This is a genomic window from Streptomyces sp. NK15101 (genome assembly GCF_020400725.1).
Taxonomy (GTDB): Bacteria; Actinomycetota; Actinomycetes; order Streptomycetales; family Streptomycetaceae; genus Streptomyces.
The window spans coordinates 1-13580 of record NZ_JAINVG010000127.1 but is presented as its reverse complement, the minus strand read 5'-3'; the positions used below and the strand labels follow the sequence as shown (position 1 = coordinate 13580).

Here is a 13580-nt window from a genome sequence, read left to right as displayed (position 1 = left end):
CAGCACCGCCCAGTCGGTGTCGCGGCGGAACGGCGGCGACCCCACGAGGGTCTCGAAGACCACGCACGCCAGGCTGTAGACGTCGCACCGGCCGTCCACCGGCTTGCCGGAGATCTGCTCGGGCGCCACGTAGTCCAGCGTCCCGACGAACTCGCCCACCGTCGTGAAGCCCGTGAGGGACAGCGACTTCTTCGTCAGTCCGAAGTCGGTCAGGTAGACGTGCTCCGGGTGGTCGCCGTCGGTGCCCTCGGCGACCAGGACGTTGCCGGGCTTCACGTCCCGGTGCACCAGGTCGTGCGCGTGCGCCGCGTCCAGGGCCGAGGCCACCTGCACCGCGATCCGGCCCGCCTTGACCGGCGGCAGCGGCCCCTCGCGGTCGAGCAGGGCCGCCAGGTCCTGTCCCGCCACGTACCGCATGGCGATGTAGAGCACGCCCTCCGTCTCGCCCGCCTCGAAGACCGGCACGATGTGCGGGTGGTCGATCGAGGCGGCGACCCGGGACTCGTGCGCGAAGCGTCTGCGGAAGGTGTCGTTGCGGGCCAGCTCCGGGGCGAGCAGCTTCAGCGCCACCGTCCGGTCGAGGCGCAGGTCCCGCGCCCGGTACACCACCGCCATGCCGCCGCGCCCGATCTCGCCCTCCACCCGGTAGCCCGCGATCTCCTTCCCGACGAGCCCGGAAGGCCGGCCCGCCGGGATCTCCGGGTCCCCGTGCGCCCCGCCGGCCATCAGCCCTCACCGTCCGGTCCCGGGGGCCGTTCCACCACCTGGGTCGGCGGCGGCCCGGCGGCGACGGAGGGATCGCCGCGCAGCACCACCTGGGTCGGCTCGTGGGCCGGGGGCGCGGTGCCCGCCCGTTCGTCGTCGGGTTCCCGGGACGGGGCGGCCGACGGCGCCGCCGAAGCCGCGTACGTACTGAGTCCCAGGCCGTCGCAGTACACCCAGCGCTCGTGCTCCGCGTCGTACAGCCACACCGACTCGCCGTCGACGACCATGCCGACCCGCAGGCCGCGGGTCCGCAGCCGGAAGCCCTCGCCGTCGAGACGGCCCGCGCCCAGCTCCTCGGCCGCCCGCCGGTAGCGGCCGAGCGCGTCCTCGGCGCGCGCGATGAGCGGCCGGGGGTCCGCGGTCCTGGTGAGGGGCCCGCCCGCCGCCGGAGGGTCGTCGGGCACGCTCACCAGGAGGCGCGCGTCGACCCACGCGGTCCAGCCGTTGGAGCACAGCACCCGCCCCCAGTCGCCGGCCCGCTCCACGAGCCGTACCGGCAGGAAGGCGTCGAGGGGCGCCGTGGGCAGCGCCGGATCGGGCGCCTCCCAGGTGGAGAGCCCGGAACGCGGCACCACATGGGTGGGCCGGAAGTCCGGCACGTCGTACTCGGGCACGGGGACGCTCACCGCCTCACCTCCACCGCGGAAGAGCTCATGGCCCTACCTCCGCATCACGACCGGCTCGTGGCGGCGCAGCAGCCGGGCCACGAGCAGGCCGAGGACGAGACAGAGCACCACCAGGACGCCCATGTCGAACAGCCAGGCCTCCGCCGTGTGCCGCATCAGCGGATCGGCGGTCTTCTCGCTCGGCGCGGTCTTCCCGATGTCGATCGTCGCGCCCATCGCCGCGAACGCCCACCGCGAGGGCACGAGCCAGGCCAGCTGCTCCAGGACCGGCGTGCCGCGCACCTTCAGGAGCGCTCCGCAGAAGACCACCTGCACGATCGCGAGGAGGACGAGCAGCGGCATCGTCACCTCCTCCTTGCGGACCAGCGCCGAGACCAGCAGGCCGAGCATCATCGCCGTGAAGGCGAGCAGCGCGACCGCGAGGGTGATCTCCACCAGGGGCGGCATCAGGACGCCCTTGCCGCCGGGCACGTTCAGCGGTACGCCGATCAGCGCCACCAGTGTCAGGACCACCGCCTGCACGACCGTGATCAGACCGAGGACCACCACCTTCGAGGCGAGATAGGCGGAACGGGAGAGGCCGACGGCTCTCTCGCGCCGGTAGATCGACCGCTCCTTGACCAGCTCGCGCACGGCGTTCGCCGCGCCCGTGAGGACACCGCCCACGCAGAGGATGAGCAGCACGTTCATCGTCGACTCGGGGTTGAGGCTGCCCTCGGACAGCGCCCGGGCCATCGCGCCCATCACGAACGGCAGCGCGATCATGATGGCGAGGAAGGTCCGGTCGGCGGAGAGCGCCGCCGCGTACCGGCGCGTGAGCGTCCGCAGCTGGGAACCCCAGCTCTGCGCCTTCGGCGGAGGAGCGGGCTCCCCGGCCGCGGCCCCGCGCGCGGAGGCGGAGGCGGCGGGCACGGGGACGGGGGCGGGGGCGCCGGGGCCGGCCGTCGCGTCCGCGATGTACCGGCGATGGAATCGGGAGGCCCGGTACTGCCCGGCCCAGTCGCGGTCCCGGTCGTTCTCGAAGGCCTCGAAGGCCTCCGGCCACTGCTCGAAGCCGAAGAAGCCGAGCGTGTCGGCGGGCGGCCCGTAGTACGCGACCCGGCCGCCCGGCGCGAGCACCAGCAGCCGGTCGCACACGTCGAGGCTGAGCACGCTGTGCGTGACCACGACGACCGTGCGGCCGTCGTCCGCGAGCCCGCGCAGCATGTGCATCACGGAGCGGTCCATGCCCGGGTCGAGCCCTGAGGTCGGCTCGTCCAGGAAGAGCAGGGAGGGCTTGGTGAGCAGTTCGAGGGCGACGCTCACCCGCTTGCGCTGGCCGCCGGAGAGGCTGTGGATCGGCTGGTCCGCGCGCTCCACGAGCCCGAGCTCCCGGATCACCTCGTCGACCCGGGCCCGCCGTTCGGCCGCCACGGTGTCCTCGGGGAAACGCAGTTCGGCGGCGTACCCGAGGGCACGGCGGACGGTGAGCTGGAGGTGCAGGATGTCGTCCTGCGGGACGAGCCCGATGCGCTGGCGCAGCTCGGCGTAGTCCCGGTAGAGGTCGCGGCCGTCGTAGAGCACCGTGCCCCGGTCGGCCGGGCGCTGACCGGTGAGCGCGCCCAGGAGCGTCGACTTCCCGGCGCCGGACGGGCCGACGACCGCGAGCAGGCACTTCTCGCCCACCGGGAACGACACCTCGTCGAGGAGGGTCTTGCGCCCGTGGTCGACGGTCACCGCGAGCGACCGGACGTCGAGGGAGACCTCGCCGGTGTCGGTGAACTCGACGAGCTGCCCGCCGATCAGACAGAACGCGCACCGGCCGATGCCGACGATGTCCTCCGGCGTCACGCGGGCGTCCACGACGGGGGCGCCGTTGAGGAAGGTGCCGTTGTGGCTGCCGAGGTCGTGGATCCAGTAGGTGCCGTCGGGATGGGCGCGGAGCTCGGCGTGCCGCCGGGAGACGACCAGGTCGGGGACGACGACGTCGTTGTCGGGGGCGCGCCCGATCCGGATGCTGTGGGCCGGCAGCGGCCGCACCGACGTCGGCTGCCGGAAGGTGCCGGTCATGGCGGGATGCGAGACGGAGGGCGGCCGGAGGCCCTCGGACCGCAGTACGGGGCCGGGGAGGGGCTCCGGGAGGGGCGGGGCCTCGGGCGGAGGCGATGGCGGGGTCTCCCGTACGGCCTCGGGCGGAGGCGATGGCGGGGTCTCCCGTACGGCCTCGGGCGCGGCATCCCGTACCGGCTCCGGCGCGGGAGGAGGTTCCGGTGCGGGCGGGGGCTCCGGGACGTCGCGGGGCTCCGCGGGCCGGGCCGGGGCGCCGGTCGAGAGCACCGCGCGCGGTCCGTCGGCGGGATGGCCGAACCGTACGACCGTCCCGGGACCGACCTCCCGCGTCCGGGCGACCCGCAGGCCGTCCGCGAACGTGCCGTTGGTACTGCCCTCGTCCGCCAGGGTCCAGTGGCCGCCCGCGGCGCTGAGCACCGCGTGGTGCCAGGACGCCCGGGCGTCCGCGAGCACGATGTCGCTGGTGGGATCGCGCCCGATGCGATAGACGCGACTCGGGTTCATGAGCGTCGCGTCCCCGTCGATCTCGAGGACCAGATCGGGCGCCGCGGGCACGACGGGCCGCTCTGCCATGCGTGAATTTTATCCGCCTGCGCTGATCGCCGCCCGGGAAGGAGACGCCGGTAAGGTGGGCGTCCGCCGCGCGAGCGGCCCGAACGAGGAGGACGCACCCGTGCCCAAAGGTGTCACCAGGCGGCGGCCCCGCACCCGCGCGGCGCTCCTGAAGGCCGCCCTGGAGACCTTCGCCGAGCACGGCTTCCACGCGACGACGATCGAGCAGATCTGCGAGCGCGCCGGTTACACACGGGGTGCGTACTACTCGAACTTCGCGAGCAAGGAAGAGCTCTTCCTCGCCCTCTTCGACGAGCACAGCGAGCGGACCGTACGGCGTCTCGCCGAGTCCATCGACGCGCTGGCGCCCGAGGAGTACACCCTGCCCCGGCTCGCGGAGCTCGCCGCCCGCGTCGAACCGGACGAGCGGGAGTGGTACCTCGTCACCACCGAGTTCACCCTGCACGCCATCCGCGACCCGCAGGCCGCCTGGGTGCTCGCGCGCCACGACGAGCGGCTGCGGGCCGAGATCGCCCGCGGCCTCACCCTCGTGCTGCGCCGGGCCGGACGCGAACTGACCGTGAGCGCCGACCGGTTCGCCCGCCTCCTCATCGCCCTGCGCGAGGGCGGTCTCGCCCAGAGCTACGTGGAGCCGGCCGAACTGCCGCCCGGCACCCTGGAACGGCAGTTCCTCGTCCCGCTCCTGGAGGCGGCGACGCGTGAGCTCCCCGGTCCCTCCGACCGGCCCGGGGATCAGTCGAAGAGGTCGGGGTCGGACGCGGTGATCTGATCCCACAGGGGGCGCGCCTGGAACCAGCCGGCCAGGTGTCCGCCGATCTGCCCCCGGGTGAGGAGGGCCGTCTCGCGGTCGATGAGGTGCGGGGTGCCCGCCGCCATCGCGAGGAGCTGCGCCTGGCAGGAGCGCTCCATGGTGACGAACCACCACACGGCCTCGGCGACGGAGTGGCCGACGGTGAGCAGTCCGTGGTTCTTGAGGATGACCGCCTTGTGGTCGCCCAGGGCCTTGGCGACCCGCTCGCCCTCCTCGGTCTCGTTCACGACGCCCCGGTAGTCGTCGTAGATCCCGTGGTCCTCGAAGAACGCGCAGGCGTCCTGGGTGATCGGGGCGAGCGGGATGCCGAGGCTGGAGAAGGCCTTGCCGTGCAGGGAGTGCGAGTGCGCGGCGGCGATCGCGTCGGGACGGGCGGCGTGGACCCGGGAGTGGATGACGAACGCGGCCCGGTTCACGGGCCGGCGTCCTTCGAGGACGTTCCCCTCGTGGTCGACCAGGATCAGGTCCGAGGCCTTGATCTGGGTGAAGCTCATGCCGAACGGGTTGACCCAGAAGGCGTCCGGGTCGCCCGGATCGCGCACGGTGATGTGCCCGGCGACGCCCTCGGAGAAGCCGAACCTCCCGAAGATCCGGAATCCGGCGGCGAGCTGTTCCTTGCGGTACGTGCGCTCCTCCTCGACGGACTCGAAGGTGGGCGGCAGCGGGACGACGGCCCCGTCGGGCAGGGGTCCGACGGCGGCGGCGATCGCGGGCGGCACGGTGCTCATGGCGGCTCCTCGGACGAGCGGGACGCGTGGGTGGTGCACGGCGCGCCAAAAGATACAGAGATGTATCCGATACGCCAATGCATCGAGAGTCGGTGTGGCGTACGGCTCAGCCGACGGCCCGGCCCGGAGGCAGGCCGGCGCGCCGCCCCGGGTCCCGGCACGCCGCCCCGGATCCCGGCGCGCGGTCCCGGATCCCGGCACGCGGTCCCGGATCCCGGCACGCCGCCCCGGGTCCCGGCGCGCCGCCCCGGGTCCCGGCGCGCGGTCCCGGATCCCGGCGCGCGGCCCCTGACCGGGGCACCGCTCAGCTCGTCGGGGCGCCGAAACGGGCCAGGTAGTGCCAGACCTTCTTCACGTCCTGCGGGTCGTACCGCCCCGACCCCGCCGCCTCCTGCACGATCCGCGGATCGAGCCGGCCGCCGACGGCGATCCGGGCCGCGAGCTCCACGTACTGGGGCCCCCGGAAGCCGGGATGCCGCCGCAGCTCGTCGACGGAGACGCGGAAACCCCCGTGCCACTCCACCGGGCACGGCAGCCGCCGCGCCGCCTCCTCCACCTCCGTGCCCCGGTGGCTCGGGTCCAGAACCAGCGCCTCCACGTCCCGCCCGATCACGACCGGTCCGTGGACCTGCGCCTCGATGTAGTCGTCGAGCGGATCCTGCTCGTCGGCCTCGGCGAGGGCGATCAGCCGCATCCGGGACGCCACGCCGAAGTCGCCGGGCTCCAGGAAGCTGTCCGGGTAGCAGAAGCTCGCGCGCTCCACGGCGGCCGCCGTGAGCCGCAGATGGGCGGAGCCGAAGCGGGGCGCGGCGCCGTAGGGGCGGCGGCGGAAGTCGAGCGCGCCGTAGACCGGGCGCGTCTCCGCCGGGGCCGCGTCGTACGCGCCGCCGAAGATGCGGCTCTCCCAGCGCCAGCGGTCCCCGCCGGGGTGGGCGGTGAGGCCGCCGTTGCCGGTGCCGGTGACGAACTGGGAGCGGTAGACCCCCTCGTCGGCGAGCCGGTGCAGGAAGTGCGGATGGAAGTTGAGGGTGACCCGCAGGTCCGGGTCGAGCGGATCGCCGGTGGAGCGGTCGGCGACGTGGGCGAGGGCCCGCCGGGCATGATCGTGAAGGGGTGTCATCGGGGCAGTGTGCAGGAGCGGAAGGGGTTGCGGCCCGCGGTTTTCGGTGGCTACGGTCGCGGGGACGGGGAAAGCGCTTTCTCCCTTCCCTGCCGGACCTGTCTCCCTTCCCCGCGCACCCGCCCTGGAGCTCCTCGCGTGACCATCGCCGACGTCCTCGTCCACACCCGCACGGCGGGATACCGCCACGAATCGATCCCCGCCGGCGCCGCAGCCCTCGTCGAGCTGGCGGCGGAGCTCGGACGCGGGGCCGAGGTCACCGAGGACCCGGCGGCCTTCACCCCGGAGCGCCTGGCGAGGTGCGCCGTGGTCGTCCTCCTCTCCACGACGGGGAACGTCCTGACGCCCCAGGGGCGTGCCGCCCTGGAGGCGTACCTCCGGGGCGGCGGTTCCCTCCTCGCCGTCCACGCGGCCGCCAACGCCGAGCCGGACTGGCCCTTCTACGGCGAACTGCTCGGCACCCGCTTCGCCGGCCACCCGGAGATCCAGCCGGGCAGGGTGCTCGTGGACGACCGGGACCACCCGGCGACCGCCCCGCTCCCGGAGCGCTGGGACTGGACGGACGAGTGGTACGACTTCACCTCGGACCCCCGGGCTTCCGGGGAACCGGTACGGGTCCTGGCCCGGGCCGACGAGACCGCCTACCGGGGCGGCGCCCACGGCGCCGACCACCCGCTGGTCTGGTGCCGTGAGATCGACCGGGGCCGCGTCTTCTTCACCGCCCTGGGGCACGCGCCGGAAGCCTACGGCGTCCCCGCCTTCCGGGCCCACCTCAAGGGAGCCCTGACCTGGCTGACGACCGGCCAGGCGCCACGCGTGCCGGGGCGGGCGGGAGTTTGACGAGCCTGGAGCGCGTCTTTCGGATCAGGACCCACCGCGAGTCGCGGAAGCGGGTCGCCCTCCGGCTCGCGGTCCACGCGCGGGGGCGCCACCGGGTGCGGGCAGACTGTGCACATGCAGCTCCCCGTCGAAGCCGTGGCCGCCGCCGTGTTGCTCGAGGTCGTGAGGATCTCCGAACTCCCGGCGAAGCGGGGCATCCCGTATCCCGGCAAGGTGGGCGCCCACTGGATCGGGAGCGAGGCCGTCAGCGCCCTGGCGTTGATCGAGAGCCTGCCCGGCAGTGAGCAGCACCGCTGCGGCTTCCGGCCGGGCTGGAGCGTCCGGGCGTACGCGGACGCTCTCGACCTGGTGCTGTTCGAGGCGGCGTTCTGCTTCGGCTGCCATGAGGTCCGCATGCACGGAACCGCCGTGCCACCCGCACTGGCCACCCAGTTCTTCGACGCGGACGCCCCGCAGGCGCGCGCCCTCCTGGCGCTCTTCCGCGAGGCGGCCCCGTAGCCGACCGCCCGGCCGCCACGGACCTGCGACGGCGCCCCGCGAAGTCCGGGCGGGAGCCTGCCCGGCGTGACCCGCCGGACCGGTACGATCCGTGGAAGACCGTCCAGGAAAGGCGTCGTCTCTGGTCCGTCGACGGCACCCGGGGGCGGCGGGGGCCGTTCCGGCCGGTTCCGGCGGCATGAGGGGACCGCGGCCCCGTACGTATCGAGCTCGTGTGCCGAGGGTCGCGCGAAGGGCCGCCCCCTTCAGCTCTCCGCCGCCACCCGCCGTACCTCCGCCAGTGCTTCGCGCACCGCCTCCGGGATGTCCGTCACCGGGAAGCGTGCCTGGCGCACCACGCGTTCGCGGTCCACCACCAGTACCGCCCGCTTCAGCCGCAGTGCCTGTCCGGCGCGGAAGACCGGTAGCCGCAGGGCGGCGGCGAGGCGCAGGTCGACGTCGGAGAGCAGGGTGAAGGGGATGCCCTCCTCCACGGCGAACGCCCGCTGTTCGTCCGGGCGTTGAGTGCTCACGCCGCGCACGTCGGCGCCCGCCGCGCGGAAGTCGTCGTAGGCGTCGCGGAACAGCCGGTTCTCCAGCGTGCAGCCGATGGCGCCCGGGATGTCGGACCAGCCGTCCGGCAACGGGCCGGGCCTGCCGGTCGCCGGGTAGGAGAACACGACGGTGGCCGCGGCCCCGGTCACCGGGTCCAGCGGTTCGCCGTCCCGGTGTCCCGGCAGTTCGAGGCGCGGCAGCCTCTCGCCCACCAGGCCCGCCACCCGCCGTCCTTCGGCGCTGTCCTCGTCGGCCGTGCCGCTCAGGGAGCCGTTGCCGAGGAGCCAGCGGTCCGCCCAGTCCTGCATCGAGAGGAGCACGGGCAGCAGCCCCCTCCCGCTCTCCGTCAGCCGGTACTCGTACCGCACCGGGCCGCTCTGGTACGGAACCCTCTCCAGGACCTCCGCCTCCACCAGGTGCGCGAGGCGCTCGGCCAGCACCTTGCGGGAGATGCCCAGCTCCTTCTGCAGCGCGTCGAACCGGTGGTGCCCGCGTGCGGTCTCCCGTACCAGGAGCAGGCTCCACCAGTCGCCGACCACCGCCGCCGCCTGCGCGATCGCGCAGGCGGCGTCCCGCTCGGGCACCGACCTGACCATGGGTCTCCTGCCTTCCGGATGTGGCGTCCTGTCTTCGGAACCATCTTGCGCCATGCGGTCAGTTCCCGATAGGAACTCTATCGGCGCGAGTAAGTTCCCATTAGAGACTCACTGGAGGGCGGGCATCACATGAGCGAGGCACCAACGGTCCCGGAGCAGGACCGCCGCAGCACCCACCACGCGACCTCGCCCCCGGCCGTCTTCTGGCGCTACTGGGCCGCCTCCACCGTCAGCGACGCCGGCACCGCCGTCACCGCCCTCGCCCTGCCCCTGGTCGCCCTCACCGTCCTCGACGCCACCGCGCTCCAGGCCACCCTGCTCGCCGCGGCCGGGCAGGTCTCCTGGCTGCTGCTCAGCCTCCCGGCCGGAGTGATCGCCCAGCGCGTCCCGCTCCGCCGCCTCCAGGTCGCCCTCGACCTCGCACGGTTCGCCGCCGTCGGATCACTCCCGCTCGCCTGGTGGCTCGACCGGCTCGGCTACGCGCACCTGTTGCTCGCCGCGCTGGTCACCGGGGCCGCGACCGTGCTCTTCGACATCGGCAACTCGACCTTCCTGCCCGCCATCGTCCCGGCCCGGCGGCTCGCCGCCCGCAACAGCCTGATGTCCGGCACGCACGCCGTCACCGAGACCGCGGGACCCTCCGGCGGCGGCCTTCTGGTGCACGCCGCGGGCCCGGTCGGCGCGCTCCTCGTGGACGCGGTCAGCTATCTGCTCTCCGCCGTGCTGCTGCGCACCCTCCCCGAGCGCCGCCCCGCCGCCCGCGCCGGCGGCGGCACCCTCCGGCTGATCCGCGACGGCTGGACGTACGTGACGCGGCACCCGGTGATGCTGCCCTGCATGCTCTGGGCCACCGCCACCAACTTCGTCTGCGCCGCCCTGGTCGCCCTCACCCCCCTCTACCTGGTCCGCGAGGCCGGACTGACCCCCGTACAACTCGGCCTGGTGCTCGCCGCGGACGGAATCGGCGCACTCGCCGGATCCGCCGCGGCGGTCCGGCTGACCCGGCGCTTCGGCACGGCCCGGGTGCTCGTCGGGACCGCCCTGGCCGGCGGCGCCGCCGCCCTGCTGATCCCGCTGACCACCTCCGCGGCCGACGCGTACTGGTTCGCCCTGGGCAACGCCGGCTTCGCCTTCGGCGTCGTCATCGGGTCCATCACCACCCGCACCCACCGCCAGACCGAGTCGCCGCCCGAGCTGCTCTCCCGCGTCATGGCCACCGTCCGCTTCGTCTCCTGGGGCGCCCAGCCGCTCGGCGCCCTCACCGCCGGCCTGCTCGCCACGTACGCGGGGGCGCACGCGGCCCTGTGGACGGTGTGCGCGGCCGCACTCCTGCCGCCGCTCCACCTGCTCGCGGTGCCGGTGGGCCGCCGCCGGGACCTCACCTGACACCTGCGCGACCCCCGGCACCACGTGGAAGGCCCGCACTCCGCACGGGGCGCGGGCCTTCCCGCCGAGACCGTGGACGCCAGGGCCGGTACTGCGGCCCCGCGTCGACGACGCCGACGCGAAGCGGCCGTGCGAGCGGCCGGACGGGTCCTAACCGGCGAACCCTCCCTTGGGCTCGATGATCTCCAGGTTGGTGCCGTCGGGGTCGTTGAAATAGGCGACCCTGGTGCCGAGGGCCGCGTCCGGGGTGACCTCGCCCGCGAGGAACGTGTAGTCGTCGCCGAGGAAGTCGTAGCCGGCCTCCTTCATGCGCTTGTACACGGCATCGAAGTCGTCGACCCTGAAGCACAGGTGCATGGAGCCGGGGCGGTTCGCCGCTCCGTTCGTCCGCCAGCCCACCGGGTCCTGGAACTCGATGAGGTCGATGCCGAGGCCGTCGATGTTGATCGTGGCGTACCGCAGATGCGCGTCGGGCAGCCCCTGGGACCTGCCGAAGGACGCACTGTGCATGGTCCCCTGCGCGACGGGCGGCCGTCCCGTCAGGGCCTGGTAGAAATCGATCGCCACATCCAGGTCCGAGACCGAGATCCCGACGTGGGCGCCCCGGGTGAGCCCGATCGGAGTGCTGGAAACAGCCATGACGAATGCCTCTCGTTCGTGAGCTCCGTGCGTACACTTCTGTGCACATAATCCCGAAGAGTCTGGATTGCGCACCCCTGGGCTCGGTCCCGCTCCGGCTGATCGGGGCGGCGGATCACCCCACCGCCCCGCCCCTGTTGCGCCGACGGCCGGGGAGGGGAAGGTTACGGACGGGGGGCGCCGGCAGGAGGAGGCACGTCATGGGCATCGCCACCGTGAACCCCGCGACGGGTGAGACGCTGCGCACCTACGAGGCCCACGGGCCCGAGGAGGTCGAGCGCCGCATCGCCGCCGCGCACGAGGCGTACCGCCAGTACCGCACGACTTCCTTCGCCGAACGCTCACGGCTCATGCGCGCCGCCGCGACCCTCCTCGACGAGGACGCCGAGGACATCGCCCGCACCATGACCACCGAGATGGGCAAGCCGATCACCGCCGCCCGCGCGGAGGCCGCCAAGTGCGCCAAGGCCATGCGCTGGTACGCCAAGCACGCGCAGGAGCTGCTCGCCGACGAGCACCCGGCGGAGAGCGACGTCCAGGACTCGGGTGCCGACATGGCCCGGGTCCACTACCGCCCCCTCGGCCCGATCCTCGCCGTCATGCCGTGGAACTTCCCGCTCTGGCAGGTGATCCGCTTCGCCGCGCCCGCCCTCATGGCGGGCAACACCGGCCTCCTCAAACACGCCTCCAACGTGCCGAGGACCGCGCTCTACCTGGGCGACCTCTTCCGCCGCGCCGGATATCCCGACGGCTGCTTCCAGACCCTCCTCATCGGCTCCCGCGACGTCGAGGGCGTCCTCCGGGACCCCCGGGTGGTGGCCGCCACCCTCACCGGCAGCGAACCGGCCGGCCGGGCCGTCGCCGCCGTCGCGGGCGGCGAGGTGAAGAAGACCGTCCTGGAGCTCGGCGGCAGCGACCCGTACATCGTCATGCCCTCCGCCGACATCGTCGGAGCCGTGAAGACCGCCGTCACCGCGCGCGTACAGAACAACGGGCAGTCCTGCATCGCCGCCAAGCGGTTCATCGTCCACCAGGACGTGTACGACGACTTCTCCGAGCGCTTCACCGCCGCCATGAACGCCCTCACCGTCGGCGACCCCCTCGACGAGTCCACCGACGTCGGTCCCCTCGCCACCGAGCAGGGCCGGGCCGACCTGGAGGCGCTCGTCGACGACGCCGTCGAGCGGGGCGCCACCGTCCTGTGCGGCGGAAACCGCCCGGAGGAGACGGCGCTCCGGAACGGCTGGTACTACCGTCCCACCGTCCTCACCGGGATCACGCCGGAGATGCGGATCCACCACGAGGAGACCTTCGGCCCCGTCGCCACCGTCTACCCGGTCCGTGACGTCGAGGAGGCCGTGGCCGTCGCCAACGACTCCCCGTTCGGCCTCAGCTCCAACGTCTGGACGCGCTCCCAGGAGGACGTCGCGTTCTTCGTCCGCGACCTGGAGGCGGGCGGCGTCTTCGTCAACGGCATGACGGCCTCGCACCCGGCGCTCCCCTTCGGCGGGGTCAAGCGCTCGGGGTACGGCCGGGAGCTCTCCGGCCACGGCATCCGCGAGTTCTGCAACGCGACCACGGTCTGGCAGCGCGCCTGACGCCCGGGGGAGCCGGCCTCCCCCGGGCCCGTCGCCGCGTCAGCCCCGCGTCCACTCCAGCAGCCGCTCCGCCGGCCAGGTGTTGATCACCCGCTCCGGCGGGACCCCGCACTCCTCGGCCCGTGCGCAGCCCAGGATCTGCCACTCCAGCTGACCGGGCGCGTGGGCGTCCGTGTCGACGGCGAAGTACGTGCCCGCCGCGACCGCCGCCCGCAGCAGCCGGCGCGGCGGATCGAGGCGCTCCGGGCGGCTGTTGACCTCCACCGCCGTGCCCGACTCGGCACAGGCGGCGAAGACCCGCTCCGCGTCGAACTCGGACTCGGGCCGCAGCCGCCCGCCCGCCACCAGACGCCCCGTGCAGTGTCCGAGCACGTCCATCAGCGGGTCGCGCACGGCCCGTTCGAGGCGGCGGGTCATCGACGGGGCGTCCATCCGTAGCTTCGAGTGGACCGAGCCGACGACCAGGTCGAGGCGGTCGAGCAGCTCCGGTTCCTGGTCGAGCGAGCCGTCGTCCAGGATGTCGCACTCGATCCCGGTGAGGAGACGGAACGGCGCCCACTCCTCGTTGAGCCGTGCCACCACGTCCAGTTGCCGCCGAAGGCGCTCGGGGGACAGGCCCCGGGCCACCGTGAGGCGCGGCGAGTGGTCGGTGAGGACCGCCCACTCGTGCCCGATCGCCGCCGCCGTCCGCCCCATGACCTCGATGCCGGCACCGCCGTCGGACCAGTCCGAGTGCAGATGGCAGTCGCCGCGCAGGGCCGCCCGCAGGGCCTCGCCCGCGCGGCCGTCCCCCTCCGCCCGATGGGCCGGGTCCAGG

General features: G+C 73.7%; 13 protein-coding genes. 5 read left to right on the top strand and 8 right to left on the bottom strand.

Features of this window, described 5'->3' with window-relative positions; genetic code table 11:
* From K7G60_RS36130 to K7G60_RS36120, 3 genes are all read right to left on the bottom strand, one after another.
* Window positions 1-726, bottom strand: a 726-nt coding sequence (locus K7G60_RS36130; protein ID WP_225805202.1) for a serine/threonine-protein kinase, incomplete at its 3' end; no start/stop codon positions are given.
* Window positions 726-1391: a hypothetical protein gene (locus tag K7G60_RS36125; RefSeq protein WP_225805201.1), complete on the bottom strand. Its 666-nt coding sequence runs from the start codon at window positions 1389-1391 to the stop codon at window positions 726-728. The genes K7G60_RS36125 and K7G60_RS36130, both read right to left, overlap by 1 nt.
* Before the next feature lie 33 nt (window positions 1392-1424).
* Complete coding sequence (locus K7G60_RS36120) at window positions 1425-4013, bottom strand: FHA domain-containing protein (RefSeq protein WP_225805200.1); 2589 nt, start codon at window positions 4011-4013, stop codon at window positions 1425-1427.
* 100 nt (window positions 4014-4113) lie between these two features.
* Between K7G60_RS36120 and K7G60_RS36115 the strand changes: the two genes are divergently transcribed.
* Complete coding sequence (locus tag K7G60_RS36115) at window positions 4114-4782, top strand: TetR/AcrR family transcriptional regulator (RefSeq protein ID WP_225805199.1); 669 nt, start codon at window positions 4114-4116, stop codon at window positions 4780-4782.
* Here the strand turns inward: K7G60_RS36115 and K7G60_RS36110 are convergent.
* Window positions 4746-5552, bottom strand: a complete 807-nt coding sequence (locus tag K7G60_RS36110; RefSeq protein ID WP_225805198.1) for a class II aldolase/adducin family protein — start codon at window positions 5550-5552, stop codon at window positions 4746-4748. The genes K7G60_RS36115 and K7G60_RS36110 overlap by 37 nt on opposite strands.
* Before the next feature lie 304 nt (window positions 5553-5856).
* Window positions 5857-6672, bottom strand: coding sequence for a DUF3626 domain-containing protein (locus tag K7G60_RS36105; protein ID WP_225805197.1), 816 nt, complete (start codon window positions 6670-6672; stop codon window positions 5857-5859).
* 138 nt (window positions 6673-6810) lie between these two features.
* Between K7G60_RS36105 and K7G60_RS36100 the strand changes: the two genes are divergently transcribed.
* Both K7G60_RS36100 and K7G60_RS36095 read left to right on the top strand, forming a co-directional pair.
* Window positions 6811-7512: a ThuA domain-containing protein gene (locus K7G60_RS36100; protein WP_225805196.1), complete on the top strand. Its 702-nt coding sequence runs from the start codon at window positions 6811-6813 to the stop codon at window positions 7510-7512.
* A gap of 114 nt (window positions 7513-7626) precedes the next feature.
* The gene (locus K7G60_RS36095) at window positions 7627-8010 is read left to right on the top strand and encodes a hypothetical protein (RefSeq protein WP_225805195.1); all 384 of its coding nucleotides are present in this window, start codon (window positions 7627-7629) and stop codon (window positions 8008-8010) included.
* A 245-nt stretch (window positions 8011-8255) separates the two neighbouring features.
* Here the strand turns inward: K7G60_RS36095 and K7G60_RS36090 are convergent, their stop codons facing one another.
* Entirely contained in the window at window positions 8256-9140 is an 885-nt protein-coding gene (locus tag K7G60_RS36090) for a winged helix-turn-helix transcriptional regulator (RefSeq protein ID WP_225805194.1), read from the bottom strand.
* Between the two features lie 129 nt (window positions 9141-9269).
* On the opposite strand from K7G60_RS36090, the gene K7G60_RS36085 reads away from it, so the two are divergent.
* Complete coding sequence (locus K7G60_RS36085) at window positions 9270-10526, top strand: MFS transporter (protein WP_225805193.1); 1257 nt, start codon at window positions 9270-9272, stop codon at window positions 10524-10526.
* Between the two features lie 150 nt (window positions 10527-10676).
* On the opposite strand, the gene K7G60_RS36080 is transcribed toward K7G60_RS36085, so the two are convergent.
* Entirely contained in the window at window positions 10677-11165 is a 489-nt protein-coding gene (locus tag K7G60_RS36080; RefSeq protein WP_225805192.1) for a VOC family protein, read from the bottom strand.
* A gap of 200 nt (window positions 11166-11365) precedes the next feature.
* Between K7G60_RS36080 and K7G60_RS36075 the strand changes: the two genes are divergently transcribed.
* Window positions 11366-12763: an NADP-dependent succinic semialdehyde dehydrogenase gene (locus K7G60_RS36075; RefSeq protein WP_225805191.1), complete on the top strand. Its 1398-nt coding sequence runs from the start codon at window positions 11366-11368 to the stop codon at window positions 12761-12763.
* 39 nt (window positions 12764-12802) lie between these two features.
* On the opposite strand, the gene K7G60_RS36070 is transcribed toward K7G60_RS36075, so the two are convergent.
* Window positions 12803-13580, bottom strand: a 778-nt coding sequence (locus K7G60_RS36070) for a PHP domain-containing protein (protein WP_225805190.1), incomplete at its 5' end; no start/stop codon positions are given.

Bases quoted from the DNA above. Each gene is read 5' to 3' on its own strand.
- K7G60_RS36120 (WP_225805200.1), bottom strand. From the start codon at position 4,013: ATGGCAGAGCGGCCCGTCGTGCCCGCGGCGCCCGATCTGGTCCTCGAG.
- K7G60_RS36110 (WP_225805198.1), bottom strand. From the start codon at position 5,552: ATGAGCACCGTGCCGCCCGCGATCGCCGCCGCCGTCGGACCCCTGCCC.
- K7G60_RS36105 (WP_225805197.1), bottom strand. From the start codon at position 6,672: ATGACACCCCTTCACGATCATGCCCGGCGGGCCCTCGCCCACGTCGCC.
- K7G60_RS36095 (WP_225805195.1), top strand. From the start codon at position 7,627: ATGCAGCTCCCCGTCGAAGCCGTGGCCGCCGCCGTGTTGCTCGAGGTC.
- K7G60_RS36090 (WP_225805194.1), bottom strand. From the start codon at position 9,140: ATGGTCAGGTCGGTGCCCGAGCGGGACGCCGCCTGCGCGATCGCGCAG.
- K7G60_RS36085 (WP_225805193.1), top strand. From the start codon at position 9,270: ATGAGCGAGGCACCAACGGTCCCGGAGCAGGACCGCCGCAGCACCCAC.
- K7G60_RS36080 (WP_225805192.1), bottom strand. From the start codon at position 11,165: ATGGCTGTTTCCAGCACTCCGATCGGGCTCACCCGGGGCGCCCACGTC.
- K7G60_RS36075 (WP_225805191.1), top strand. From the start codon at position 11,366: ATGGGCATCGCCACCGTGAACCCCGCGACGGGTGAGACGCTGCGCACC.